The organism is Pseudomonas sp. E6002, assembly GCF_013385565.1.
GTDB lineage: Bacteria > Pseudomonadota > Gammaproteobacteria > Pseudomonadales > Pseudomonadaceae > Aquipseudomonas.
On sequence record NZ_JACAPT010000029.1, the window covers coordinates 141349 to 165677 of the forward strand.

General features: G+C 62.1%; 22 protein-coding genes. 13 read left to right on the forward strand and 9 right to left on the reverse strand.

Translation table 11 applies throughout. From position 1 onward, the window contains the following. Positions 1 to 177 precede the first annotated feature (177 nt). The 4 genes from HX815_RS24140 to HX815_RS24155 all read left to right on the forward strand — a co-directional run bounded on the left by HX815_RS24140 (position 178) and on the right by HX815_RS24155 (position 6670). A complete protein-coding gene (locus HX815_RS24140) occupies positions 178 to 2556 on the forward strand; it encodes a hybrid sensor histidine kinase/response regulator (RefSeq protein ID WP_177028988.1) in 2379 nt (792 codons plus the stop codon). 88 nt (positions 2557 to 2644) lie between these two features. Beyond that, complete coding sequence (locus HX815_RS24145; RefSeq protein WP_177028989.1) at positions 2645 to 4297, forward strand: acyl-CoA dehydrogenase family protein; 1653 nt, start codon at positions 2645 to 2647, stop codon at positions 4295 to 4297. A gap of 160 nt (positions 4298 to 4457) precedes the next feature. Continuing rightward, complete coding sequence (amn, locus tag HX815_RS24150) at positions 4458 to 5957, forward strand: AMP nucleosidase (protein ID WP_172834544.1); 1500 nt, start codon at positions 4458 to 4460, stop codon at positions 5955 to 5957. A gap of 71 nt (positions 5958 to 6028) precedes the next feature. Continuing rightward, positions 6029 to 6670, forward strand: a complete 642-nt coding sequence (locus HX815_RS24155) for a pseudouridine synthase (RefSeq protein WP_029616066.1) — start codon at positions 6029 to 6031, stop codon at positions 6668 to 6670. On the opposite strand, the gene HX815_RS24160 is transcribed toward HX815_RS24155, so the two are convergent. Both HX815_RS24160 and HX815_RS24165 read right to left on the reverse strand, forming a co-directional pair. Then, on the reverse strand, positions 6665 to 6874 hold the full coding sequence (locus tag HX815_RS24160) for a DUF2788 domain-containing protein (protein WP_026077819.1): 210 nt from the start codon (positions 6872 to 6874) through the stop codon (positions 6665 to 6667). The two genes, HX815_RS24155 and HX815_RS24160, sit on opposite strands and share 6 nt — an antisense overlap. A 228-nt stretch (positions 6875 to 7102) precedes the next feature. Further along, positions 7103 to 7582, reverse strand: coding sequence for an Lrp/AsnC family transcriptional regulator (locus HX815_RS24165; protein ID WP_003194418.1), 480 nt, complete (start codon positions 7580 to 7582; stop codon positions 7103 to 7105). A 414-nt stretch (positions 7583 to 7996) separates the two neighbouring features. Here HX815_RS24165 and HX815_RS24170 point away from each other — a divergent pair, with 414 nt between their 5' ends. Further along, complete coding sequence (locus HX815_RS24170) at positions 7997 to 9124, forward strand: DUF6515 family protein (RefSeq protein ID WP_177028990.1); 1128 nt, start codon at positions 7997 to 7999, stop codon at positions 9122 to 9124. Here the strand turns inward: HX815_RS24170 and HX815_RS24175 are convergent. Both HX815_RS24175 and HX815_RS24180 read right to left on the reverse strand, forming a co-directional pair. Next, positions 9121 to 10014 (reverse strand): cation diffusion facilitator family transporter, encoded by an 894-nt coding sequence (locus HX815_RS24175; protein ID WP_087693591.1) that lies wholly within the window; start codon positions 10012 to 10014, stop codon positions 9121 to 9123. The two genes, HX815_RS24170 and HX815_RS24175, sit on opposite strands and share 4 nt — an antisense overlap. 15 nt (positions 10015 to 10029) lie before the next feature. Then, positions 10030 to 10449 carry a hypothetical protein gene (locus HX815_RS24180; RefSeq protein ID WP_003215492.1) on the reverse strand — a complete coding sequence of 140 codons (420 nt, stop codon included), beginning with the start codon at positions 10447 to 10449 and terminating at the stop codon, positions 10030 to 10032. Between the two features lie 168 nt (positions 10450 to 10617). Here HX815_RS24180 and hrpB point away from each other — a divergent pair, with 168 nt between their 5' ends. Continuing rightward, positions 10618 to 13125, forward strand: coding sequence for an ATP-dependent helicase HrpB (hrpB, locus tag HX815_RS24185; RefSeq protein WP_177028991.1), 2508 nt, complete (start codon positions 10618 to 10620; stop codon positions 13123 to 13125). A 133-nt stretch (positions 13126 to 13258) separates the two neighbouring features. Here the strand turns inward: hrpB and HX815_RS24190 are convergent, their stop codons facing one another. Both HX815_RS24190 and HX815_RS24195 read right to left on the reverse strand, forming a co-directional pair. After that, a complete protein-coding gene (locus HX815_RS24190) occupies positions 13259 to 14347 on the reverse strand; it encodes an endonuclease/exonuclease/phosphatase family protein (RefSeq protein WP_134327357.1) in 1089 nt (362 codons plus the stop codon). Positions 14348 to 14387: 40 nt separating this feature from the next. Then, a complete protein-coding gene (locus HX815_RS24195) occupies positions 14388 to 15047 on the reverse strand; it encodes a YciC family protein (RefSeq protein ID WP_177028992.1) in 660 nt (219 codons plus the stop codon). Positions 15048 to 15226: 179 nt separating this feature from the next. Between HX815_RS24195 and HX815_RS24200 the strand changes: the two genes are divergently transcribed. The 3 genes from HX815_RS24200 (at position 15227) to HX815_RS24210 (ending at position 17239) form a co-directional block, all read left to right on the forward strand. After that, on the forward strand, positions 15227 to 15997 hold the full coding sequence (locus HX815_RS24200; RefSeq protein ID WP_177028993.1) for a DUF2076 domain-containing protein: 771 nt from the start codon (positions 15227 to 15229) through the stop codon (positions 15995 to 15997). Positions 15998 to 16126: 129 nt separating this feature from the next. After that, entirely contained in the window at positions 16127 to 16603 is a 477-nt protein-coding gene (locus HX815_RS24205) for an NYN domain-containing protein (protein WP_003215502.1), read from the forward strand. Positions 16604 to 16627: 24 nt separating this feature from the next. Beyond that, positions 16628 to 17239 carry a PolC-type DNA polymerase III gene (locus HX815_RS24210; protein WP_003215504.1) on the forward strand — a complete coding sequence of 204 codons (612 nt, stop codon included), beginning with the start codon at positions 16628 to 16630 and terminating at the stop codon, positions 17237 to 17239. Between the two features lie 409 nt (positions 17240 to 17648). Here HX815_RS24210 and HX815_RS24215 read toward each other — a convergent pair whose 3' ends face one another. After that, complete coding sequence (locus HX815_RS24215; RefSeq protein WP_177028994.1) at positions 17649 to 18110, reverse strand: Lrp/AsnC family transcriptional regulator; 462 nt, start codon at positions 18108 to 18110, stop codon at positions 17649 to 17651. Positions 18111 to 18270: 160 nt separating this feature from the next. Between HX815_RS24215 and yedA the strand changes: the two genes are divergently transcribed. The 3 genes from yedA (at position 18271) to HX815_RS24230 (ending at position 21276) form a co-directional block, all read left to right on the forward strand. Further along, positions 18271 to 19167 carry a drug/metabolite exporter YedA gene (gene yedA / locus HX815_RS24220; protein ID WP_008436601.1) on the forward strand — a complete coding sequence of 299 codons (897 nt, stop codon included), beginning with the start codon at positions 18271 to 18273 and terminating at the stop codon, positions 19165 to 19167. Between the two features lie 48 nt (positions 19168 to 19215). Continuing rightward, the gene (locus HX815_RS24225) at positions 19216 to 20553 is read left to right on the forward strand and encodes a DEAD/DEAH box helicase (protein ID WP_177028995.1); all 1338 of its coding nucleotides are present in this window, start codon (positions 19216 to 19218) and stop codon (positions 20551 to 20553) included. Between the two features lie 195 nt (positions 20554 to 20748). Next, positions 20749 to 21276: a hypothetical protein gene (locus HX815_RS24230; RefSeq protein WP_238544249.1), complete on the forward strand. Its 528-nt coding sequence runs from the start codon at positions 20749 to 20751 to the stop codon at positions 21274 to 21276. Positions 21277 to 21319: 43 nt separating this feature from the next. On the opposite strand, the gene HX815_RS24235 is transcribed toward HX815_RS24230, so the two are convergent. Both HX815_RS24235 and HX815_RS24240 read right to left on the reverse strand, forming a co-directional pair. Next, positions 21320 to 22564, reverse strand: a complete 1245-nt coding sequence (locus tag HX815_RS24235) for a TIGR03862 family flavoprotein (RefSeq protein WP_087693558.1) — start codon at positions 22562 to 22564, stop codon at positions 21320 to 21322. A gap of 172 nt (positions 22565 to 22736) precedes the next feature. Continuing rightward, positions 22737 to 23657, reverse strand: a complete 921-nt coding sequence (locus HX815_RS24240) for a histone deacetylase (protein ID WP_008436610.1) — start codon at positions 23655 to 23657, stop codon at positions 22737 to 22739. Between the two features lie 76 nt (positions 23658 to 23733). Here HX815_RS24240 and HX815_RS24245 point away from each other — a divergent pair, with 76 nt between their 5' ends. Then, positions 23734 to 24303 carry a GNAT family N-acetyltransferase gene (locus HX815_RS24245; protein ID WP_177028996.1) on the forward strand — a complete coding sequence of 190 codons (570 nt, stop codon included), beginning with the start codon at positions 23734 to 23736 and terminating at the stop codon, positions 24301 to 24303. Positions 24304 to 24329: the final 26 nt, after the last annotated feature.

The window sequence follows — 24329 nt, forward strand, 5'->3', positions numbered from 1 at the left end:
GTCAAATGCCCTGTAATGCCCGCTCTAGAGCCTTTCAAAAAATTATTTCAATGGTGTCTTTTGGCCTGTAATGGCTATGCTAGAGTGGATTCAAACCAATAACTGTATCGCCGGTTTACGTCTGCTCAAAAGGAATGGAGGCTTTTGACATAACCGGACAGGTCACGCTGGGGCTCTATGCGCTATTTGCTGATGTTACTGTTGACCGGGCTGCCGATGCTGGCCGGCGCAGTCGAGTTCAACGAGACCACCACGCGGTTGCCCCTGGGCCAAGTGATGCAAGTCCTTGAGGACCCCAGTGGCGCCCTGACCATTGGCGATATCAGCTCGCCGGTCCTCGCCAGTCGTTTCAAGACCCACGACAAAGCCACATTGAATGCCGGCTATTCGCGCTCGGTGTTCTGGCTCAAGGTCGATTTGCATTACCGTGCACAGCGCCCGGATGCCCCGCGCCGCTGGCTGCTGGAACTGGCTTACCCGCCGCTGAACCAACTGGAGCTGTACGAGCCTGACAGTGTCGGCAACTATCGACTGGTGTCGCGCACCGGCAGCATCCTGCCGTTTTCCAGCCGTGAAATCCGCCAGAGCAACTACCTGTTCAAGCTCGACTTCGTCCCTGGCCAGCAGGAAACCCTGTACCTGCGCCTGCAAAGCCAGGGCTCGATCCAGGCACCGCTGACCCTCTGGTCCACCACCGCGTACCTCGAAGAACAGCCATTGCGCCTGTACGTGCTGGGTGTGATCTACGGCGTGTTGCTCGGCATGCTGATCTACAACCTGTTCATCTACCTGAGCGTGCGCGACACCAGCTACCTCTATTACATCCTCTATATCGCCTCGTTCGGCCTGTATCAGCTGTCGGTGAACGGTGTGGCCGTGCAGTATTTCTGGCCGAATAACCCGTGGTGGGCGAACGCGGCGGTGCCCTTCCTGATCGGTTCGGCGGCGCTGTTCGGCAGCCTGTTTGCCCGCAGTTTCCTGCACACCGCGCTTTACAGTCGCTGGATCAACCGGCTGTTGCTGGCCCTGGCGGTCAGCGGCGGGGTGGTGATGGTGCTGGCATTGTTCACCAGTTATGCGCTGGCGCTGCGCCTGGCCACCGCCCTGGCGCTGGTCTTTACCGTGACCATCTTCGTCGCGGCCATCAAGGCCTGGTATTGCGGCCAGCGCATGGCGCGCTACTTCATCATCGCCTGGACCGCGTTCCTGCTGGGCGGTGTAGTCAATACGATGATGGTGCTGGGCTACCTGCCCAATGTGTTCCTCACGATGTACGCCAGCCAGATCGGCTCGGCACTGGAAGTGGCCTTGCTGTCCCTGGCGCTGGCCGACCGGATCAATTCGATGCGCGAGCAACAGGCGCAAATCCTGTTCGACGCCAGCCAGAAACTCGAAGTGCTCAACACGCAACTGGCCCACAGCAACCAGCTCAAGGATGAATTCCTCGCCACCTTGACCCACGAGCTGCGCACGCCGATGAACGGTGTGATCGGCTCCCTGGAATTGATGCAGACCGAGCCGCTGCCAGGCGACCTCGCGCAGTACCATCAAACCGCCTCCGGTGCGGCCCGCGAGATGATGCGCATGGTCAACGGCATCCTCACCCTCACCGAATTGCAGGCCGGGCGCCTCAGCCCGCAACCCCAAGTGTTCAGCCTGCGTGGGCTGCTCGACACCTTGCGCCAGCAGTTCGCGACCAGCGCCCAGAACAAAGGGTTGGCGTTCTCCATTGATCTGGCAGAAGACCTGCCGGACCGCATCAACGGTGATCCCGGCAAGCTGGCGCAGTGCCTGGATTGCCTGTTGGACAATGCCTTCAAGTTCACCCACGAGGGCTCGGTGCGTGTGCGGGTGGTCGGTGTGCCCCAGGCGGACGGAACGCTGCGCCTGACCTTCATTGTCACTGACACCGGCATCGGCTTCGCCTACCTCGATGAGGCGACCCTGTATCAGCGCTTCTTCCAGCTCGATGGCTCGACCACTCGCCAATACGGCGGCATGGGCATTGGCCTGGCGATCTGCCGGCAATTGATCGAGTTGCTCGGTGGGCGCCTCACCCACAATTCCGAGCCGCGGCGCGGCAGTCGCTTCCAGCTGGAACTTGCAGTCAGCCCCGTCCAGCCAGAACCGGCTGCCGTGCGGCGAGTACCGCAGGCGCAACGCACGCCGCAGGAGTGCACGGTGCTGCTGGTGGACGACAACAGCGTGGCGCAACTGGTGGTGCGCGGCATGTTGCTCAAGCTCGGTTATCGGGTGAAAACCGTCGACAATGGGCCGGCCGCCCTGGCGTTGCTGCAGAGCCAAACCTTCGACGCAGTGTTGCTGGATGTGCCCGAGGGCGGCTTTTCGCTGTGCTGCCAGATCCGTGCGTTGCCCGGCTGTGGTGAGCTGCCGGTGATCGCCTTGAGCACCTCGTTACAAGCCCCGGAACGCGAGCGCTGCCACGGCGTGGGTATCACCGACCGAGTGGCCAAACCGGTACGTTTCGAGGCCCTGCAACGGGTGCTGCAACTGCGGTTGTTGCATATGGTTGAGGGTGAAAGCGCCGCCAATTAGGCGTTTATGCCACTTTTTTAACCCGGGTGACGGTGCTTAACTGAAATTCAGGCCTCAATGAACGTGGCCTTTTTTCAGGAGGCCCGTCATGCACCTGCACCAGTTCGCCGAAACCCACGACGTCACCAACCAGCCACCGTCCCTGGACGGCACCAATCTGTACCGTATCGACTTGCCGCTGCAAGACTGGTCCCGGCGCTTCGGCGCCGGCTGGGCCGAGCAGCGCATCGACACCTATGGTGCGCTGGCGGGCGGGCCGCTGATGGAAGCCGGGTTCCTGGCCAACCAGAACAAACCGGTGTTCAACAGCCATGACCGGTTTGGCCATCGCATTGACCTGGTGGAGTTTCATCCGGCCTACCACGAACTGATGCGCACCGCCGTCGAACACGGCCTGCCGTCGTTGCCGTGGGCCCATCCGCAATCCGGCGCCCATGTGGCCCGTGCGGCGATGACCTACCTGCACAGCCAGGCCGAAGCCGGCACCGGCTGCCCGCTGACCATGACGTTCGCCTGCGTCCCGGCCCTGCGCCTGCAGCCAGACCTGGCTGAAACCTGGCTGCCGAAAATCCTCGCCACCGAATACGACCCGCGCAACGTCGGCATCGCCCACAAGGCCGGCGCCACCATCGGCATGGCCATGACCGAGAAACAGGGTGGCACCGACGTGCGCGCCAACACCACCCGCGCTTACCCGGTGGGCGCTGGCGGCCCGGGCCAGGCGTATGAGCTGGTGGGGCACAAGTGGTTCTGTTCGGCGCCGATGTGCGATGGCTTCCTCACCCTGGCCCAGACCGACAAGGGCCTGACCTGTTTCCTGCTGCCCCGGCACCGCCTGGATGACACCCGCAACGAGTTCTACATCCAGCGCCTGAAAAACAAGCTCGGCAACTGCTCCAACGCTTCCAGCGAAGTGGAGTTTCGTGGCGCGCTGGCCTGGATGATCGGTGAAGAAGGGCGCGGCGTACCGACCATCATCGAGATGGTGGCGATGACCCGCTTCGATTGCATGGTCGGCTCCAGCGCCCTGATGCGCCAGGCGCTGACCCAGGCCAGCCATCATTGCGCTCACCGCCTGGTAGGTGGCCGGGTGCTCAGCGAGCAACCGTTGATGCAGAACGTACTGGCCGACCTGGCCCTGGAAAGCGAGGCGTCCCTGGCCTTGAGCATGCGCATGGGGCGCGCGCTGGACCATCTGGATAACGAACAGGAAGCCAAATTCGCCCGGCTGGTGACGGCGGTGGGCAAGTACTGGATCTGCAAGCGCGCGCCCGCGATGATCAACGAAGCCGCCGAGTGCATGGGCGGTGCGGGGTATGTCGAGGACAGTATCCTGCCGCGCTTGTACCGTGAGGCGCCGGTCAACTCGACGTGGGAAGGTTCCGGCAATGTGCAGTGCCTGGATGTGCTGCGGGCCCTGTCCAAAGAACCGGGCGTGCTGGAAGCGCTGTTTGTCGAGCTGGGGGATGGCCACGGTCACAAGCACCTGGCGCGGCATATCGAGCAGTTGAAGTCGGCGTTCATGGACACCCAGGACATCCAATACCGTGCCCGGCAATTGACCGAGGACATTGCGGTGGCGTTGCAGGCCAAGCTGCTGCTGGAGGCGGGCAATGCCAGTGTGAGTGATGGCTTTATCGCCAGCCGACTGGGTGAGTCGTCGGGCCGGGTCTATGGCACCTTGCCGCGCGGTGTGGATGTGGAGGCCATCGTCGCCCGGTCGACACCTCAAATCCTCTGAATGAATGCGGGCAAAAATGTGGGAGCGGGCTTGCTCGCGAAGGCGGTGGATCAGCCAATACATGTGCTGACTGACCTAGCGCTTTCGCGAGCAACCCCGCTCCCACATTATTGATCGCATTCCAATTCCGGTGTTCCAGTGCGCCAGGGATACAGGCAAGATGAAGGCCTGCAAGTCAGAACACAGGATGCTTACCGTGACCGAAGCTTTTGTTGTCGTTCAAACCGCCGAAGAAGCCGTGGATCGGCTGGCGGCTCTCCATGAGCGTGCCACTGGCGCGCTCAATCAAGCCCTCAAGCGCTACCTCAAAGACCGCGTCGAACCCGACGCTGAACAACGTGCGATGTTTCGCTACCCGGAACTGCGCCTGACCTACCTGGTGCAGGGCGAAGTCCCACAGACCACCCGGGCGTATGCCAAGGTTCAGTTGCCGGGGACCTACAGCGTCACCGTCACCCATCCGTCGGCCTTCCGCAAATACCTGCTGGAGCAACTGGTGCCGTTGATGCACGACTTCACCGTGACGGTGGAAGTGGGCGTCAGCCAGCAGAACATTCCCTACCCGTACGTGGTGGAGCAGGGTGACGAACTGGCCGGCTCCGGTGTGACTGCCGCCACGCTGGCGCGGGTGTTCCCGAGTACCGACCTGTCTGCCGCCACCGATGGCATCGCCGACGGGCTGTACGACTGGGAAAACACCGACCCGCTGCCATTGGCGTTGTTCGATGCCGCCCGCGTCGACTTCTCCCTGCGCCGCCTGGTGCACTACACCGGCAGCGACTGGCGCCATGTGCAGCCGTGGATTTTGCTGACCAACTACCACCGCTACGTTGACCAGTTCATCGTGCATGGCCTGGAACAGTTGCGCAGCGACCCGCGCTTTATCCGCATGGTGCTGCCGGGCAATGTGATCATCGACAAGAGCATGGACCACGGCGAAGCGTCTGCCATTGCTGCCGGCGTGGTCTGGCACCGTTATCAGATGCCGGCCTACCACTTGCAGGCCAGCGACGGCCATGGTGTGACCCTGGTGAACATCGGCGTCGGCCCGTCCAATGCCAAGAACATCACCGACCACCTCGCCGTATTGCGTCCGCATTGCTGGCTGATGATTGGTCACTGCGGCGGGCTGCGCCAATCCCAGACCATCGGTGACTACGTGCTGGCTCACGCCTACATGCGTCGCGACGGGATTCTCGACCGGGTAGTGCCGCCGAACATTCCGATCCCGGCCCTGGCCGAAGTGCAGATGGCCTTGCAGCAAGCCGCGGCCAACGTCACCGGCGAGAAGGGCGAGGAGCTGAAAAAGCGCCTGCGCACCGGCACCGTGCTGACCTACGACGACCGCAACTGGGAGCTGCGCTGGGCCCAGGAGCGTCCGCTGATCAACCTGTCCCGCGCCGTGGCCGTGGACATGGAAAGCGGCACCATCGCCGCCCAGGGCTACCGCCTGCGGGTGCCGTACGGCACGTTGCTGTGTGTGTCGGATAAACCGCTGCACAGCGAGATCAAGCTGCCGGGATCGGCTAACGCGTTCTATGAGCGTGCGGTCAGCCAGCACTTGAAGATCGGCATCGAGGCGGTGGATCTGTTGCGCACCGAACTCAACTCGCTGCACTCGCGCAAACTGCGCAGCTTCGACGAGCCGCCGTTCCGCTAAACGGTTGGGATGGTTATTTAACGGTCAGGCCACTAGCATTGTCGGTCCTGACCGTTAGATGTTCCTTTGCCATGTCCCGTCCTGCCCGTCCTGTTTCCCGCCGCCCCGGTGTGAAAAGTCCGCAAACCTCGTCAGCCCCGCGTCGTGTCGCCAAGGCGCCACCGGCCGAGCCCAAGTTGATCCTGTTCAATAAACCCTTCGATGTGCTGACCCAGTTCAGCGATGAAGGCGGGCGGGCGACCCTCAAGGATTTCATCGACATCCCCGGCATTTACCCGGCCGGGCGCCTGGACCGTGACAGTGAAGGCCTGTTGCTGCTGACCAACGACGGCCAATTGCAGGCGCGTATCGCGGACCCCAAGCACAAGCTGGCGAAAACCTATTGGGTGCAGGTGGAAGGCGAACCGACCGAGGAACAGCTGCAACGCCTGCGCGACGGTGTGGAGCTCAACGACGGCATGACCCTGCCCGCCGAAGCCCGGCAACTGGACGAGCCACAACTATGGCCACGCAACCCGCCGGTGCGGTTTCGCAAAAGCGTGCCGACCCATTGGCTGGAGTTGGTGATTCGTGAAGGGCGTAACCGCCAGGTGCGGCGCATGACGGCGGCAGTGGGGTTGCCGACGCTGCGTCTGGTGCGGGTGCGGATTGGTGACTGGTCAATCGACGGCCTGGACCAAGGCCAATGGAAAGAAGTGCCGGCGCGCTTATAAGGCGCCGGACTCGATCAGGCCGATCACCACGCTCTTGATGATGAACGCGGCAACGCCCAGGCCCAGCACGAAGAACAGGATCATCGAGCCAAAGCGCCCGGCCTTGGATTTCTTCGCCAGGTCCCAGACGATAAAGCCCATGAAAATGATCAGGATGCTGACCAGGCCGGTCATCATCCATTCTTCAAACACGGCGGGATCAATCGAGTTCATCGGGTCGTTTCCGGCTGGGGCAGGGCGCCGATTATACGCCAGGGCAATCGGCGCGACATTGACCTGCGTCGGTCTGCCGCAGACTTACCACCCTGCGGGAACACAGTCAAAATGTGGGAGCGGGCTTGCTCGCGAATGCGGTGGATCAGTCAGCACATTCGGAGCCTGGCACACCGCATTCGCGAGCAAGCCCGCTCCCACATTTGTTCCGCGCTGGTCTTAAGTGCGCAGGTGGGTCAGCGGCAGCTCGGTGCTGTTGAGCACCTGGTTCAGCACAAAGCTTGAACGCACGCTGGTGACGCCTTCGATGCGGGTCAGGTGGCCCAGCAGCAGCTTCTGGTAGTGATCCATGTCTGGCACCACCACTTTCAGCTGATAGTCGGCGTCCATCCCGGTCACCAGGCTGCACTCCAGCACTTGCGGCAAGGTGCGGATGGCCGCTTCGAAGTTCTCGAAACGTTCGGGGGTGTGTCGGTCCATGCCGATCAGCACGTAGGCCGTGAGACTCAGGCCGAGCATCTTGCGGTCGAGCAAGGCGACCTGGCGGGCGATGTAGCCGTCGTCTTCGAGTTGCTTGACCCGGCGTGAGCACGGCGAAGGCGACAGGCCGATGCGCTCGGCCAACTCCTGGTTGGAGATCCTCGCGTCGCGCTGCAATTCCGCCAAAATACTCAGGTCGTATCGGTCAAGTTTGCTCATGGGGCTGGCCTTTGTCGTAACTATTGCGGTGAATTATCTATCCAGGGTTAAAAATTGCGCAAGCACTGTTTATTGACGCAATCTTCGCAATCATCTGCCCGAGGCCGAGGCGTAGAGTTATCAACAGAATCACTGCCCGGACATACAGTCCACTGCAGCCCGCCAATAAGGCCGGCTGCGGCCGCCAACCCCACAGGGTTGCCCCGGCCCCCGGGCTGCACACTGTCCACAAGACGGCGTGAGGTGAGCCAACGTCAAAAGCGTTGAGCCAGGACGAAGTTCTCAAGGGGCGACCGACGGGTCGCCCCTTTTTATTGCCTGCGAAAATACTTCTCGTGACTGATAACCTCTCGCAGAACCGGGCCCCGGTTTTCCAGTCTTACGTGTAGGCCCTAATCCGCAGTGAGGAATAGCATGAAGCGCATCTGGCGTTTGGCAGGTGTTGGTTTGCTGATGATGAGCGTTGGTGCGCAAGTGATGGCCGACGACCCGCCACGCCAGGAAGGCGGTGGTCAGCATGAAAGAGGCCCGGAAGGGCATCCAGGCAATAATCAGCCTCGGCCGCAGAACAACCAACCGCGACCACAAAATAGTCAACCGCGCCCTGTAGCCCCTCGGCCCGAGAACAATCAGCCGCGTCCGCAGAATCAGCATTTCGAAAACAATCAGCCACGGCCGCAGAACCAGAACATTGAGCGCCCGAACGGAGGTGGCCAGTGGCAAGGTCGCCCGCAAGGCAATCAACAGCAACCTCCGCACCCGGCGCCGCAGCCGGCCAATAACCTGCCGATCCAGGGTCGCCCGGACACCGTGCGCCAGACCCAGGAACCGCGTCCCGGCAATTACCAGGACATCCCGCGTCGCAACGACGGCAACCAGCATTGGCAGGCCGGCAATGGCGGCCAGGGTGGCCCGGGCCGGCCCGGCTTCAACGGGGGTAACGGCGGTGGCAATAACCACCCCAACGATCACCGCTGGCCAGGCCGCCCCGACGGGCACGGCAATGGCTGGGGCCCAGGCCCGCAATACCGTCCGGGTTACATCGTCGACCGCTTCCCCGACCGCAATTACCGCGTGCCGTATCGCGGGCAGGACTACTTCTTCTCGGGTGGCTACTGGTATCGCCCACAAGGCCCGCGCTATGTCGTCGTGACGCCGCCTTACGGGATTCGCGTGCAATACCTGCCCGACTACGCGCGGGAAGTGTGGGTGGGCAGTGCGCTGTTCTTCCTCGCCGCCGGTGCCTATTACACCTACGAAGAAAGCAGCCAGCAGTACGTTGTGGTGCAGCCGCCACCCGCCGCGCCAGCGCCGCAGCCCGTGCCCCAGGGCAATGGTTATGACGTGGTGGCTTACCCGGCCAACGGCCAGTCACCGGCGCAGGTCCAGCAGGACGGTTACGGCTGCTATCGCTGGGCGGTGCAACAAAGTGGCTTTGACCCAAGGACCGTCACCTACGCCCCCGACCCGGCCGTGGTGCAAACCTACCGCCAGGCCCAGGGCAACTGCCTGAGCAGTCGCGGCTATCAGGTGCAGTACTAGGCCTTCGCGCCCTTGACCACTTCCTGCGGGTCGGCGTGCACCAGCACTTCGGCTCGCGGGTAGGCGTTGTGGATGGCATCGGCGGCTTGATCGCTGATGCCGTGGGCCACGGACAAACTCAATTCCCCCGGTAACTCCAGGTGCAACTGCACGAACCAGTGGCTGCCGGAAATCCGCGTGCGCAGGTCATGGGCACCCAATACACCGGGCACGCTGCACGCCAGTTCCAGCATGTGCTGGCTGACATCCGGCGGCAGTTCCTCGTCCATCAGCACCGAAAAACTTTCCCGGGCGATCTGGATGGCGCTCCACAAAATGTAGGCCGCGATGCCCAGGCCGAACCAGGCGTCCACTTGATGAAAACCAAACGCCGCCAGCACCAGCGCCACCAGGATGCTGCCGTTGAGCATCATGTCTGAGCGATAGTGCAGCGAGTCGGCGCGGATGGCGTTGGAGCCGGTTTCGCGGATCACCCGGTATTGCAGGATCAGCAGCGCCGCCGTCAACGCCAGGGACAGAACGATCACGCCAATACTCAGCCATGGCGCGCCCACAGGTTCCGGATGCTGCAAACGCTGGAACGCCTGGAAGGCGATCAACACCGCACTGCCGGCGATGAACAACGCCTGGGCCATGCCCGACAGGGATTCCGCCTTGCCGTGGCCATACCGGTGATCGTCATCCGCCGGGCGCAACGCGTAGTGCACGGCCAGCAAGTTGAGCAGCGAGGTAACGCCGTCGAGCAGCGAGTCGGTCAGCCCGGCGAGCATGCTCACCGAGCCGCTGAGCCACCAGGCGATGGCCTTGGTCACAATCAGCACACAGGCCACGCCGACGGAAGCGCGGGTGGCCAGGCGCAACAGCCGGGCGTGTTCGGGACTGGTGGTCATGGGGCGGGTCAGTCCTTAAGCGGCGGGTTGCAGGCCCAGGGTGGCGAGTTGTTGCACGCTGCCCTTGAACTGGATCATGCGCGGGTCGTCCAGCGGCAGATTGCGCCCGGTTTCTTTCTGGATGATGGTTTGCAGCTTGGCGTTATCGACCTTGCCGTCGGCGCCGATGGCTTGCTGGAGTTTTTCCGGAGCTACCTGGGCGGTTTTGCCCGGCTCGAAGTAGATCGCGCCGGTGGCGAAGTCGACACCAAAGGCGATCAGGCCCGGGATCACGTAGAACAGCAGGCCGACCGCATCGAGCACGGCAATTGCCGGGTCGATCTTGCCGTCGATCTGGCCCCGGCGGTCGGGGTAGAAAATCGAGCCGCAGGCCGTCAACTGGCTCAGCAGGGTGACGGCCAGAACACCGCCGATAACACGGGAAGCAACACGCATGGGACTCTCCTTGAACATAATGAAAATGACTATAAGCCAGTCTACAAGGCGACGATGATCAAGTGTGGGAGCTGGCCGCATTCCAGTCAGGACGGGGGCGTGTCGTTGAGACCATCACCGACACCCGGCAGTTCGCCGTTATACTCGCCGCTCTGCTTTGGAGCCAGTATGAATTCGTTGCCAATCGATGATGTTTTACCCGCCCTGCGTGACGCCCTGGCGACGCGCCATGAAGCCGTGCTCGAAGCACCGCCCGGCGCCGGTAAAACCACACGGGTGCCATTGGCGCTGTTGAATGAACCCTGGCTGGCCGGGCAAACCATCCTGATGCTCGAGCCCCGCCGCCTGGCCGCCCGTGCAGCGGCAGAAAGGCTGGCCAGCGAGTTGGGAGAAAAGGTCGGCGAAACCGTCGGCTACCGCATTCGCCTCGACAGTAAGGTCGGCCCCAACACCCGCATCGAAGTGGTCACCGAAGGCATCCTCACTCTGCGCCTGCAGGATGACCCGGCACTCGACGGCGTGGGTTTGTTGATCTTCGACGAATTCCACGAACGCAGCCTGGACGCCGATCTGGCGCTGGCCCTTAGTCTCAATGGTCGAGACCTGTTTCGCGACGAGCAGCCACTGAAGATCCTGCTGATGTCCGCCACCCTGGAAGGCGAACGCCTGGCCGGCTTGCTGGACGACGCGCCGATCCTGCGCAGCGAAGGGCGCATGTACCCGGTGCAGATGCGCTGGGGCCGGCCATTCCAGCCCGGTGAATTTATCGAACCGCGGTTGGTGCAGACCATCCTTGAAGCCCTGCATGATGAAACCGGCAGCGTGCTGGTGTTCCTGCCGGGGCAGGCCGAGATTCGTCGGGTTAATCAGCAATTGGCTGACGCGCTGGGCGATAACCCCGATGTGCTGCTATGCCCGCTGCACGGCGAACTGGACCTGGCCGCCCAGCGCGCCGCCATCGACCCGGCGCCCGCCGGCAAGCGCAAAGTGGTGCTGGCCACCAACATTGCCGAGACCAGCCTGACCATCAACGGCGTGCGCGTGGTGATCGACGCCGGGCTGGCGCGGGTCCCGCGCTTCGACCCGGGCAGCGGCATGACCCGTCTCGACACCCAGCGCATCTCCCGCGCCAGCGCCACCCAGCGTGCCGGCCGGGCAGGGCGACTGGAGCCGGGGGTGTGTTATCGGTTGTGGTCCGAAGACCAACATGAAGGGCTGGCGGCGTATTCCAGTGCGGAAATTCTCTCGGCGGATCTTTCCGGTTTGGCCCTGCAATTGGGCCGCTGGGGTGTGGCGCCTACTCAGTTGGTATGGCTCGACGTTCCGCCCACCGCGGCTTATGCACAGGCCCAGGATTTGCTCGAGCGCCTCGGAGCGTTGAGCGATACCAAGCTGACCGCCCACGGCCAGAAAATGGCCGGGTTGCCGGCGCACCCGCGAATCGCTCATTTGCTGCTGCGTGGTCAGGATCTGGGCCTGGCGAGCATGGCCTGTGACGTGGCGGCACTGTTGGGTGAGCGCGATATCCTGCGTGGTGCCGGTGCGGATTTGCACAGCCGCCTGGCCCTGTTATCCGGTGAAGAAAAGGCCCGTGGCACCCAGGGCGGCGTGCAGCGTGCTCGGCAACTGGCGCGGCAATACCGTGGCTATTTAAGAGGCAAGGCAGAGCAGCCGGTGGCTGATCCCGATCATCCGCGCTGGCTCGGAGCCTTGCTGGCGCTGGCCTACCCGGACCGCGTCGCCCAGCAACGGCGGGCGGGCGGTGCCGAATACCGCCTCGCCAACGGCCGTGCCGCGTTGTTCGCCGAAGCCGACAGCCTGATGAAGCAACCCTGGCTGGTGATCGCCGATCTGGGCAGCCGCCAGGGCCAGCGTGAAGAACGGATTTACCTCGCGGCGGATTTTGATCCGGCGCTGTTCGACTCGGTGTTGGCCGAGCAGGTGCGTAATGTCGACCAGCTTGACTGGGATGAGCGCGAGGGCGTGCTGCGGGCCGAACGCCAGCGCAAGGTCGGCGAACTGGTGCTCAGCCGCGAACCGCTGACCGGCCTCGACGAGTCCGCCCGCAGCCAGGCGCTGGTCAACCTGGTGCGGCGCAAAGGCCTGGAATTGCTGCCCTGGACCCCGGAGCTGCGCCAATGGCAGGCGCGGGTGATGCTGCTGCGTGGTCTGGATAGCGGCAAGGCCAGTGAATGGCCGGATGTCAGCGACAGCGCCTTGCTTGCCAGCCTGGAACACTGGTTGATGCCTTACCTGGGCAAGGTGTCGCGCCTGAGCCATTTCGCCAGTCTGGATATTTCCAGCTTCCTGCATAACCTGCTGCCGTGGCCGTTGCCTGCGCGGTTGGACGAGCTGGCGCCGCACCATCTGAAGGTGCCGTCGGGCTCGTCGGTGCGGCTGGACTACAGCGAGCAGCCGCCGATTCTGGCGGTGCGCTTGCAGGAATTGTTCGGGCTGGCGGACACTCCACGGATTGCCGGCGGGCGGCAGGTGGTCAAGCTGCACCTGTTGTCGCCGGCCAGACGGCCCGTGCAGGTGACGCAGGACCTGGCGAACTTCTGGCGCAGTACTTACGCCGAGGTGAAGAAGGATTTGAAGGGGCGGTATCCGAAGCATTACTGGCCGGATGATCCGTTGATTGCTGAACCGACTGCCCGGATCAAGCCGAGAAAATAAGTACATCGCAGATCTAATGTGGGAGCTGGCTTGCCTGCGATGGCATCACCTCGGTCTGTCGGATAGACCGAGGTGCCTGCATCGCGGGCAAGCCCGGCTCCCACACAAGCCACACACTGTTTTGCCGCGTGGCTTACTGCGCGGCGGGCAACAGGAACCGCGCAATCACCGGCAAATGATTGGAGATGCGCACCGTATCGCTCTGGCGCACCTTGCTCTCAACCTTCTTGATGCGCGAGCTGTGGAACAGGTAATCCAGCGTACGATCCGGCCCCTCTACGGTTGGGTCATTCGGGAAATACGTCAGCCACTGGTCCCGGTCAATCCCGCTGGATTGGCTGTTGCTCGGGATCATCGGGTACTTTTCCCACAGCAGGTGCAGCTCACTGTCCGGCGAGTATTGCCCGCGCTTGCCGGGGTCCAGGCGCAGGAATTGCCCGAGCGGCAACAGGTTGAAATCCCCACCCATCAGCCATGGCGTGCCGCGGCTCTCGAATTTATCCACCAGCTTGACGGTCGCCTGCACCTGTTCCAGCACGGCGTTGTGCCCGGGGGCCGCGCCGTCCAGGCGAGTATTGAGCACGGCCAACTGGCCGCCATCGCTCAACGGCAGGTAGGTCAGCAATAACGCGGGCTTGGGCTGGAACTGACGGCTGATCAGGTTGGCGCGTGCCACCGGCAATTGCAGGCGCTCGGCGTGTTCGATCTGGTAGCGGCTCATGGTCACCAGCTTGCGGCCGACGCTGCCGAAGATATGCAGGTCGGGCACGAAGTCGGCTTTCCAGTCGAAGGCCTGGGCGCTGCACGGATAGAGGTCGGCCAGGCGTTCCTGGAGCAAGGCCAGTTGGTCCTGGTAGCTGGAAGGCTTGGCGCCTTCGTCGACTTCCTGCAACAGCAGGATGTCGGGCTGCTCGTCGCGGATCACCCGCGCCACTTCGTCGAGGCTTGAAGCCATGTCTTCAACGGTCGGGCGGTCGTCCGGGCCGCTGCCGTCCGGGGTGTCGTACCAGAACACGTAGTTCTTGCCCGCCAGGTACTGCACGTTCCAGGTCATGACCTTTAGCGCCTGCCCAGGCAGCAGGGTCGGCGCACGGGGCGCGACGCAGCGGATGGGCAGGGTTTCCTTGTCGGCAGGGCGCCAGGTCAGGCTGTAGATCAAGCCGGTCAGCAGGGCCGCGAGGATCAGCAGGCCCAGCAAGGTAATGCGCAGTAGTCGGGTCATCGGCTCGGCTTATGGCGTTGCAGGACAGGCCCGGAGCATATCACCGCGCGTCGGCGTCGCCACCAATCAACATGAACAGGCGGAACAACATCACGCTGGTGAACAGTTGCAGGAAGCTTTGTGCGCTGTCGATCAGCAGGCCCAGCAGCGGGTTCGGGTCCGGATAGACGGCCACGCTGGCGCCCTTGAGCAACCACAGCGGGGTCATCACGCACAGCAGGCACACCAGGATCCGCCAGAAATGCCCACGGGTCAGGCGCAGGCTTTCCTTCATGGCCGACAGCGCCGACATGCCCCGCAGCACCAGCAGGTATTCGGCGAAAGCCAGCACCACCATCAGCCACAGGCCGGGCAGGAAATACAGCGACAGGCCCAGCAGGATCAGCAGCGTGCTGATTGCCGTCAGCAAGGCAAAGCGCGGCCACAGGGTCAGGGCCATGGCCAGCACATCCAGGGTGCGCGGCGATTCACCCCGGGTGCGGGCGTCGAGGAACAGGATCAGTGCGCCGGTGTACAACGGGTACACCAGCAGCCCGATCACCACGCTGTAACCGGGAAACGCGTCTGGGCCGAGCGTGTGGTCGAGCACCTGTTGCAGCAGGGCTTCGAGGATCACCAGTGGCAGGCACAACTGCACGATGGCGCCCAGGTTGCGCTTGAAAAAGAAGAAGGAGTCGCGCAATACGTCTAACGGATTCATCAGGGTCTTCACAGGCCGAAAAGCAAGGGCGTTACTTTAACCGATCATGAGCAGATGCAAGCAAACGTAAACCTTGCGTAAAGACCATTGAAACAATCAGCAACAGCCCCATAACTGGGTTGTACCTTGCACATCGTGCGCAAGGCGAAGATTTCTACCGGCAATCTAACGAGGTCGCCATGAACAGCGAAGAACAAACCCTGATCGACGGACTGTTTTCACGGTTGCAGCAAGCCGAAACGGACTCAGCCCCCCGCGACGCCCAGGCTGAAGCGCGGATCAAGGAACACGTCACTCGCCAACCGGCCGCTGCGTACTACATGACCCAGTCGATTCTGGTGCAAGAGCACGCGATCAAGAGCCTCGATGCGCAGAACAAGCAGCAGGCCCAGCAGATCCAGGAGTTGCAGGACCAACTGCAACAGGCCAGGTCCCAGGCGGCTCAGCCTGCACCGAGCGGTGGCGGTTTCCTGTCGAGCATTTTCGGCGGCGGTTCCCGTGACCCGCAGCCGACCCAGAGCGCACCTGCGTCGTCGGGCGGTGGCTGGCGTGAACCGGCGCGTCCGTCGTTTGGCGGGCAACCTGCGCCGCAGCAGAACTACGGTGCTCCCCAGCAGAACTATCAGCAGCCACAACAGGCACCCGCAGCGCCGATTGGCAGCGGTTTCCTCGGCGGCGCCCTGAAAACCGCAGCTGGCGTGGCCGGTGGTGTGATGCTGGCAGAAGGCATCAGCAGCCTGTTCAGCCACAACTCGCAACAACCGCAAGTGGTTGAAGAGATCATCCGCGAAGAGCCGGCCCCGGCCAGCGACAACGGCAACTGGGGCAACGACGACCAGAAATATGCCGGCAACGACAGCTGGGGCAGCGATAACGCCTCCGACAGCTTCGCCGACAACGACTATTCCGACGACTCCTCCTCCTTTGGCGACGACGATTCCTTCGTCTGACCCACACTCAACCGGGGTGCTTCGTCGCCCCGGGCTGATTTTTCTCGGAAACTCCCTTGTGGCTGGCATACTGACAACCTTTCCGGGCCCTTGAGTCCGGGGTCCATGCGCGTGTCATGAGGATTTGCGGTGAAAAAGATAGCCGTGTTCGCCGATGTACAAAACCTCTACTACACCGTGCGCCAGGCGTACGGCTGTCACTTCAACTACGCCGCCCTGTGGGCTGATATCAGCCAGCGCGGGCAGATTGTCGAGGCGTATGCCTATGCCATCGACCGTGGCGACAGCAAACAGCAGCAGTTCCAGCAGATCCTGCGCAACCTGGGTTTTACCGTGAAGCTCAAGCCCTACATCCAGCGCAGCGACGGCTCGGCCAAGGGCGACTGGGACGTGGGCATCACCATCGACATCATGGACGCCGCCGCCCATGTCGACGAAGTGGTGCTGGCCTCCGGCGACGGTGATTTCGACATGCTGCTGGACCGCATCATCAGCAAGCACGGCGTCGAAGCCGTGGCCTACGGCGTGCCGGGGCTGACGGCCAACTCATTGATACGCGCCGCCAGCCGCTACGTGCCGATTGAAGGCGCGTTGCTGCTTAAATAGATTTTTGACGGAGTTGGAACAGGTTTGGAACGTATAGCGGTCATCGACTTTGAAACCACCGGCATCCAGCCGAGCAGCAGCTGCCGGGCCACGGAAATCGCCGTGGTCATCCTGGAGCAGGGCCAGATCGTGGACCGCTACCAGAGCCTGATGAACGCTGGTGTGCGTGTGCCGGGGTTTATCGAGCAACTGACCGGCATCAGCAACGCCATGCTGCGCACCGCACCGTCGGCGGAGCGGGTGATGAACGAGGTGAACGAGTTTGTCGGCACCACGCCGCTGCTGGCCCACAACGCCGCGTTTGACCAGAAGTTCTGGGATTTCGAGCTGGGGTTGATCCGGCGTACGCGTTTGCAGAAGTTTGCCTGTTCGCTATTGCTGGCGCGACGCTTGATGCCGGCGGCGCCGAACCACAAGCTGGGTACCCTGACCTCGTTTGCCCAACTGCCCCACACCGGCAAGGCTCACCGGGCGATGGCGGACGCGGAGATGGCGGCGAACCTTACCGCTCACCTGGCCGAGGAACTGCGGCGCACCCACGGGTTGCGGGAGTTGTCACACGAATTGCTGTGCAGCTTGCAGAAGGTTCCGGCGGCGAAGATCAATGATCATCTGAAGAAGCATCGCGGGTTCTAAGTCGCTTGAGCAGAACTCCATCTTCAACATGACGAAGATCCAAATGTGGGAGCGGGCTTGCTCGCGAATACGGAGTATCAGCAAACACATGCGCTGACTGACACACCGCATTCGCGAGCAAGCCCGCTCCCACATTAGTTTTGCGGTGTTATCGAGGCTGTAAGCAGTCCAGCGACCGATCCACCATCACCTTCGAATCAGTGAAGCTACTGACGTCATCGCAGGCAAGCCAGCTCCCACAGTTGAGCGAGGGTGTTTCAGGCAACTCGGTCAACTATGGCGATCGTTCCCACGCTCCGCGTGGGAATGCCGCCCTGGACGCTCTGCGTCCGCTCTTGAAGTCGTGACGCAGAGCGTCACCGGATGCGTTCCCACGCAGAGCGTGGGAACGAGCTGCAGAGCGGCGTGTTCAGTTGTCACTCTTCCCATTCCCCTCCAACTGCCCCAACGGCACCCGCCGCTCTATCGCGCTCGACAAGATGATCGAGGTCTTGCTGAACCCGAATTTCGCCACCCGATTGATCAGGTTCTCCAGCTCCGGCATCGAGCCCACCGCCGCCTGCATGATCACGCACGGATCGCCCGTCACCCGATGGCATTCAGTCAACTCGGGAATTTCCGAAAGCGCGTCGTAAACCTTCTGGCTCCCATGATTGGTCAACCGCAACTCAATCACGCACTGGATCGGCAACCCCACCTTCGACAGGTCGACCTTGGCCTGATACCCGGTAATCACACCACTGGCTTCCAGTTTCGCCACTCGCTCAGCCACGGCGGGTGCGGACAGGTTCACGGTGCGCGCCAGTTGCGCGTAGGACGCGCGGCCGTCTTCCAGCAGGGCGCTGAGAAGCATACGGTCGTATTTGTCCATGATAAGGCTCCGGGAATGCATAGCTTTCGAAAGCACGGTTTATAGCCTTGATAACCATGTTTTGAAAAGTGTACTGGCGCTTTAAACAGGTTTTGTAACTTATGTTTACGGCCGGGGATTTCTAAAATAACGCTCCCTTGTCCTGCCACAGAGCTGCCCAATGCCTGGCCCACGTCGCTTTCCCTTACCGTTGATCGCCGCCTTTTTTGCGTTGTATGTGATCTGGGGGTCTACCTACCTGGTGATTCGCATTGGTGTGGAGTACTGGCCGCCGCTGTTGCTGGCGGGGATTCGCTTTATGACGGCGGGCGCGCTGATGTATGCCTTCCTGCGCTGGCGTGGGGCCCCGGCGCCGACGTGGGTGCAGTGGAAGGCTGCCGCGAAGATCGGCATTTTGCTGCTGACCTTCGGCAACGGTGCGGTCAGTGTGGCCGAACATACGGGCGTGGCTTCCGGCGTGGCCGCGTTGGCGGTGGCGACGGTGCCGTTGTTCACCTTGCTCTGTGGTTATTTCTGGGGCGCGCGCAATACCCGTCTGGAATGGGCCGGGGTGGTGCTGGGAATTATCGGCATCGCCATGCTCAATATGGGCTCCAACCTGCAATCGAGCCCCACCGGTGCGGCCTTGCTGATTTTTGCGGCGGCGGCCTGGGCCTTTGGTTCGGTGTGGAGCAAGCATTTGCCGCTGCCTCAAGGCGCGATGGCCAGTGCGGCGGAGATGCTGATCGCAGGTTTCGTGCTGCTGTTGCTCAGTGCCGTCAGCGGCGAACACCTGCAAGCCATGCCGCCGCTGGAAGGCTGGCTGGCCCTGGCGTACTTGACCGTGTTCGGCTCGATCATCGCCTTCAATGCCTATATGTACCTGCTCAAGCACGTACGCCCGGCGGCGGCCACCAGCTATGCCTACGTCAACCCGGCGGTGGCGGTGTTGCTCGGGATTGTGTTTGTCGGTGAGACCATCGGCACGGAAGAAGCCCTGGCGATGTTGGTGATTATCAGCGCGGTGCTGCTGATCAGCCTGCCACAGTGGCGAAAGCCAAAACCGGAAATAAGGTAAACTGCCGCGCATTGCGACCTTGCGCTGACTTTTTCCTACGGTATTTCCATGACTTTCGCCACACTTGGCCTGATCGAACCCTTGCTGCGCGCCCTTGAGACGCTTGGCTACCAGACCCCGACGCCGGTGCAGGCGCAAGCCATTCCGGCGGTGCTGGCAGGCCGTGACCTGATGGCTGCGGCCCAGACCGGCACCGGCAAGACCGCCGGTTTCGCCGTGCCGCTGCTGCAACTGCTGACCATGGAAGGGCCGAAAGTCAGCGTCAACTCGGTGCGCGCGCTGATCCTGTGCCCGACCCGCGAACTGGCCGAGCAGGTTCATGCGAGCGTCGCCGAGTACGCCCAAAACGTGCCGCTGACCACTTACGCCGTGTACGGCGGCGTGAGCATCAACCCGCAGATGATGAAGCTGCGCAAAGGCGTTGATGTGCTGGTCGCCACCCCTGGCCGCCTGATCGACCTGTTCCGCCAGAACGCGCTGAAACTCAACCAGCTGCAAACCCTGGTGCTGGATGAAGCTGACCGCATGCTCGACCTGGGCTTCTCCGAAGAACTGGCGAACATCTACCGCATGCTGCCGAAAAAACGCCAGACCTTGCTGTTCTCCGCAACCTTCTCCGACGAGATCCGCCAGTTGGCCGGGCAGATGCTCAACGACCCGCTGACCGTCGAAGTCAGCCCGCGCAACGTCGCCGCCAACACCGTCAAGCAATGGGTGGTGCCGGTGGACAAGAAGCGCAAGGCCGAGCTGTTTGTGCACCTGATGCGCAAGGGCCGCTGGAAGCAGGTGCTGGTGTTCGCCAAGACCCGTAACGGTGTGGACGCGCTGGTGGAAAAACTCCAGGGCCTGGGCATCAATGCCGACGGGATTCACGGCGACAAGCCACAAGCCACGCGCCAGCGTGCGCTGGATCGCTTCAAGAGCAGCGACGTGCAGATCCTGGTGGCCACCGACGTGGCGGCCCGTGGCCTGGATATCGAAGACTTGCCGCTGGTGGTCAACTTTGACCTGCCGATCGTGGCCGAGGACTACATCCACCGCATCGGCCGTACCGGTCGTGCGGGCAACACCGGTGAGGCGATTTCCCTGGTGTGCGCCGATGAAGTGAACATGCTGTCGGCCATCGAGATGCTGACCCGTCAGACGTTGACCCGCAAGATGGAGCAGGACTTCGAACCGGAGCACCGTGTGCCGGATACCGATGCCACTGGTCAGGTGGTGAAGAAGCCGAAAAAGCCGAAGAAACCCAAGGCTTCGGGCGGCGGTGGTGGCAAGCGTAACCTGGGCAAGTGGGTGGACAGCGGGGAGGCGACGCCGGTCGAGCCTTCGATCAAGCCAGTGCGTAAGGTGCCCGTGTTTAACACCGGGCCGCGGAAAAAGAAGTAGGGCTTGTTGGTTATCAAGTAAACGCATAGTGACTACCGTGAGCGGAGCAATTCCGCTCGCGTCAAGTTGTGCCTCGTCATCCTTGATGAGTTATTGCTTGTGATTTGGATATTTTTTGTAATTGTCGCCGTGTTTAAGTGCTGGAACTTAAAATGCTTCATTTCCACTGAGGTTGAGTCAGAAACTGATTTCTGAATGACGAACTTAGATGGAGATGTAGATATGGCTGTGTTTTTAGTACCTTTTGTTTTGCCGGTCCTGGCGGCGGCGGGCATTATCGGCGGCGTTGTTGTAGACGGCGAAATCAAGAAAGGCAAGGCCGCTGACGAGAAAGCTTTCAAGCAGGTAGAGTTGCGTGTGGCCGAATTAAGGTCCCGGGTTGAAGACCATGCGGCGCGCGGCGAGTATGGGCAGGCAATCCATTCGTTCAGAGAGTTGATGTCGTTGTATGAGGCTAATTATTCGATCAGTCCTGAGATAAGGGCGCCATTGGATAAGTATCTACAGGATATGCTTTATACCAGTCAGGAAGAGGGCCAGAAACTCAGCTACGCCTTCAAGCAGGAATGGAACGATTTGAAACACGGCGATCCTTCCAGACTCTTCAGTGCGTATTCAGGTTATATAGAAAATCTGAAAATTTTACTGCCTGAAGAGGATGCTTTCCTGCAGAAGCAAGTAACAGCTTTTAAACGTGCCTATCCCGATTTAACAGCCAGTTGAGTCAGAGGTAACTTTGCTGCCGGGCGGTGATGGGGTGAGTGGGTCATGCCGGGGTGGCCGGCCTCAACCACTCAAGAACACCGCGCCCTGCCGCCTGCCCGCTGGCAAAACACCCCGTCAGCAAATACCCGCCCGTCGGCGCTTCCCAGTCCAGCATCTCGCCTGCGCAAAAAACGCCCGGCAATTGCTTGATCATCAAGCGTTCATCCAGCGCCTCAAACGGCACGCCGCCTGCGGTACTGATGGCTTCATCCATTGGCCGGGTTTTCACCAGCGTCAGCGGCAGCGCCTTGATATCCACCGCCAGCTGCGCCGGATCATTGAAGTGCTCCGCCGGTGACAGCTCGCGCAAAAGCGCCGCCTTCACCCCATCCAGTCCCAACTGACTGTGCAAATGCTTGCTCATCGAGCGTGAGCCGCGCGGCTTGCTCAGCGCTGCGATCACCTTGTCCAGTGGCTTACTCGGCAACAGGTCAATGTGCACCGTGGCCGATCCATCCCGGTTGATCGCCTCACGAATCGGTGCCGACAACGCATAGATCAGGCTGCCTTCGATGCCCGTGGCGGTGACCACACATTCCCCCAGCCGTGGCTTGTCGTCTGCCAGGCCAATGGCGACGTTTTTCAGCGGTGCCCCGGCGAATTTGCTGACCATCAACTCGCTCCAGGCCGACACCTCGAAGCCACAGTTGCTCGGTTGCAACGCCGCGTAAGGCACGCCTTTGTCTTCCAGCAACTTCAGCCACGCCCCATCCGAGCCCAAGCGCGACCAACTGCCGCCGCCCAAGGCCAGCAACACTGCATCACCGCGTACGCTTTTTTCGCCCTCGGGGCTGTGGATAAGCAGGCTGCCATCGGCATTCCAACCCAGCCAGCGATGGCGGGTGTGGATAACTACGCCCTGGTCGCGCAGGCGCTTGAGCCAGGCCCGCAGCAGCGGGGCGGCTTTCATGTCAGTAGGAAACACCCGGCCGGAGCTGCCGATAAAGGTTTCAATCCCCAACCCGTGTATCCATTCGCACAACGCATCGGCACCGAACTGACGCAGCAACGGCGCCATGCACGGCGCCCGTTCGGCATAGCGCGCCAGAAACGCCGGGTACGGTTCGGAATGGGTGATGTTCATGCCGCCCACGCCCGCCAGCAGGAACTTGCGGCCTACCGAGGGCATGCCGTCGTACAGGTCGACCCGGATCCCGGCCTGGCTCAACACTTCGGCGGCCATCAGCCCGGCCGGGCCGCCGCCGATGATGATGACGTGTTGAGATGGGGTTTGAGTCTGGGGCATGGGGATAACTGCGGTTCGGCAAAGTAGGCCGAGCATTCTACCCGAGGATGCTCATGCTGCCTGATCAAAAAACATACAGCCTTCTGCAGGCCAGGCGGCTTATGGCCTGCAGGGGCTTTCACTCAGGTTATCCACAGGCAGTTCCACAGCGATTGTGGGTAACGCGCATAACTCAATGACAGCCTGATGACGTCCAGACGCGCTGCGCGCTGTGGTGCAGGATCCCGTGGCGACGGGCCAGGGCAGGACGGTCTTTGCTGTAGCCGCCGCCGATCACCCCGACCACCGGAATATCGCGGCCCAGGCAGTGGCGCATCACGCTTTCATCGCGGGCGGCGACGCCTTGGTCTGTCAGCTTGAGGTAGCCGAGGGCGTCGTCCTTGTGTACATCCACGCCGGCGTCATACAGCACCAGGTCGGGCTGATACAGCGGCAGCAGGTAGTTGAGGGCATCGTCGACCACCTTGAGGTAGTCCGCGTCGCCCATGCCCATGGGCAGCGGGATGTCCCAGTCGCTTTGCGCCTTGCGCGCGGGGAAGTTCTTTTCGCAGTGCAGGGACACGGTGATTGCATCCGGGGTGTCGTGGAGGATGCGTGCGGTGCCGTCGCCCTGGTGCACGTCGCAGTCGAAGATCAGCACCCGGTTGACCCGCCCGCTGGCCAGCAGGTAATGGCTGATCACGGCCAGGTCATTGAAGATGCAGAAACCCGCCGGGTAATCGTAGTGGGCGTGGTGGGTGCCGCCGGCCAGGTGGCAGGCCAGGCCGTGTTCCAGGGCCTGCTCGGCGGCCAGCAACGAACCGCCCACCGCGCGCACGGTGCGTCGGGCCAGGGCTTCGCTCCAAGGCAGGCCAAGGCGCCGTTGGTCTTCGCGCGACAACTCGCCGCTCATGTAGCGTTCGATATACCCAGGTTCATGGGCCAGGGCCAGAATCTCGGCGGGGCAGAGTTCCGGGCGCAGCAGTTGGCTGTCCCGTGTCAGGCCGCTCTCCACCAGGTGGTCACGCAGCAGGCGGAATTTATCCATGGGGAAGCGGTGGTCTGCCGGGAACTCGGGGCTGTAGTCGTCGTGGTAGATCAATGGCAAGGGCATGGCGATTTCTGACGGGAACCAGCGACGGATCTTAACAGCGCGTTACACTCACGCACATGGCAAGGGAGGGGGACCAATGGAGCCGATACTGCAATTGGAAAGCGCACGCCTGGTGCTGCGCCAATGGAGCGATGCCGACTTGCCGGAGTTTGCGCGCATGTGCGCCGACCCGCAGGTGATGCGGTATTTCCCGGCCACCTTGAGCCGCCTGGAAAGTGCTGCGCTGATCGGGCGTATTCGCGGCCATTTTGCCGAGTACGGTTTTGGCCTGTGGGCCTTGCAGCGCAAGGACAGCGGCGAGTTCATCGGCCTCACCGGCTTGCTGAATGTGAGCTTCGAGGCCCCGTTCACTCCGGCGGTGGAGATCGGCTGGCGCCTGGCCAGGGAACACTGGGGCCTGGGTTACGCCAGCGAAGCCGCCTGGACTGCCCTGCGCTGTGGTTTCGACCGGCTGAAGCTGGACGAAATCGTTTCGTTTACCACTAAAGCCAATCTGCCATCACAAAAAGTCATGCAGGCCATCGGTATGCATTACGATCCCCTGGCAGATTTTGAACACCCCAAGGTCGCAGCCGATGACCCCTTGCGGCATCATGTGTTGTATCGCATCACCCGCGCCCAATGGTTGGACACGCTGCACGGATAAGCAGCCCGGAATGCCCAATAGATTGT

Coding starts and splice junctions, on each gene's coding strand:
- HX815_RS24230 (WP_238544249.1), top strand. CDS start 20,749: ATGACGAACTTAGATGGAGATGTAGATATGGCTGTGTTTTTAGTACCT.
- HX815_RS24235 (WP_087693558.1), bottom strand. CDS start 22,564: ATGCCCCAGACTCAAACCCCATCTCAACACGTCATCATCATCGGCGGC.
- yedA (WP_008436601.1), top strand. CDS start 18,271: ATGCCTGGCCCACGTCGCTTTCCCTTACCGTTGATCGCCGCCTTTTTT.
- HX815_RS24200 (WP_177028993.1), top strand. CDS start 15,227: ATGAACAGCGAAGAACAAACCCTGATCGACGGACTGTTTTCACGGTTG.
- HX815_RS24165 (WP_003194418.1), bottom strand. CDS start 7,582: ATGAGCAAACTTGACCGATACGACCTGAGTATTTTGGCGGAATTGCAG.
- HX815_RS24190 (WP_134327357.1), bottom strand. CDS start 14,347: ATGACCCGACTACTGCGCATTACCTTGCTGGGCCTGCTGATCCTCGCG.
- HX815_RS24175 (WP_087693591.1), bottom strand. CDS start 10,014: ATGACCACCAGTCCCGAACACGCCCGGCTGTTGCGCCTGGCCACCCGC.
- HX815_RS24155 (WP_029616066.1), top strand. CDS start 6,029: ATGTCCCGTCCTGCCCGTCCTGTTTCCCGCCGCCCCGGTGTGAAAAGT.
- amn (WP_172834544.1), top strand. CDS start 4,458: ATGAAGGCCTGCAAGTCAGAACACAGGATGCTTACCGTGACCGAAGCT.
- HX815_RS24240 (WP_008436610.1), bottom strand. CDS start 23,657: ATGCCCTTGCCATTGATCTACCACGACGACTACAGCCCCGAGTTCCCG.
- HX815_RS24195 (WP_177028992.1), bottom strand. CDS start 15,047: ATGAATCCGTTAGACGTATTGCGCGACTCCTTCTTCTTTTTCAAGCGC.
- HX815_RS24145 (WP_177028989.1), top strand. CDS start 2,645: ATGCACCTGCACCAGTTCGCCGAAACCCACGACGTCACCAACCAGCCA.
- HX815_RS24215 (WP_177028994.1), bottom strand. CDS start 18,110: ATGGACAAATACGACCGTATGCTTCTCAGCGCCCTGCTGGAAGACGGC.
- HX815_RS24245 (WP_177028996.1), top strand. CDS start 23,734: ATGGAGCCGATACTGCAATTGGAAAGCGCACGCCTGGTGCTGCGCCAA.
- HX815_RS24170 (WP_177028990.1), top strand. CDS start 7,997: ATGAAGCGCATCTGGCGTTTGGCAGGTGTTGGTTTGCTGATGATGAGC.
- HX815_RS24140 (WP_177028988.1), top strand. CDS start 178: ATGCGCTATTTGCTGATGTTACTGTTGACCGGGCTGCCGATGCTGGCC.
- hrpB (WP_177028991.1), top strand. CDS start 10,618: ATGAATTCGTTGCCAATCGATGATGTTTTACCCGCCCTGCGTGACGCC.
- HX815_RS24225 (WP_177028995.1), top strand. CDS start 19,216: ATGACTTTCGCCACACTTGGCCTGATCGAACCCTTGCTGCGCGCCCTT.
- HX815_RS24180 (WP_003215492.1), bottom strand. CDS start 10,449: ATGCGTGTTGCTTCCCGTGTTATCGGCGGTGTTCTGGCCGTCACCCTG.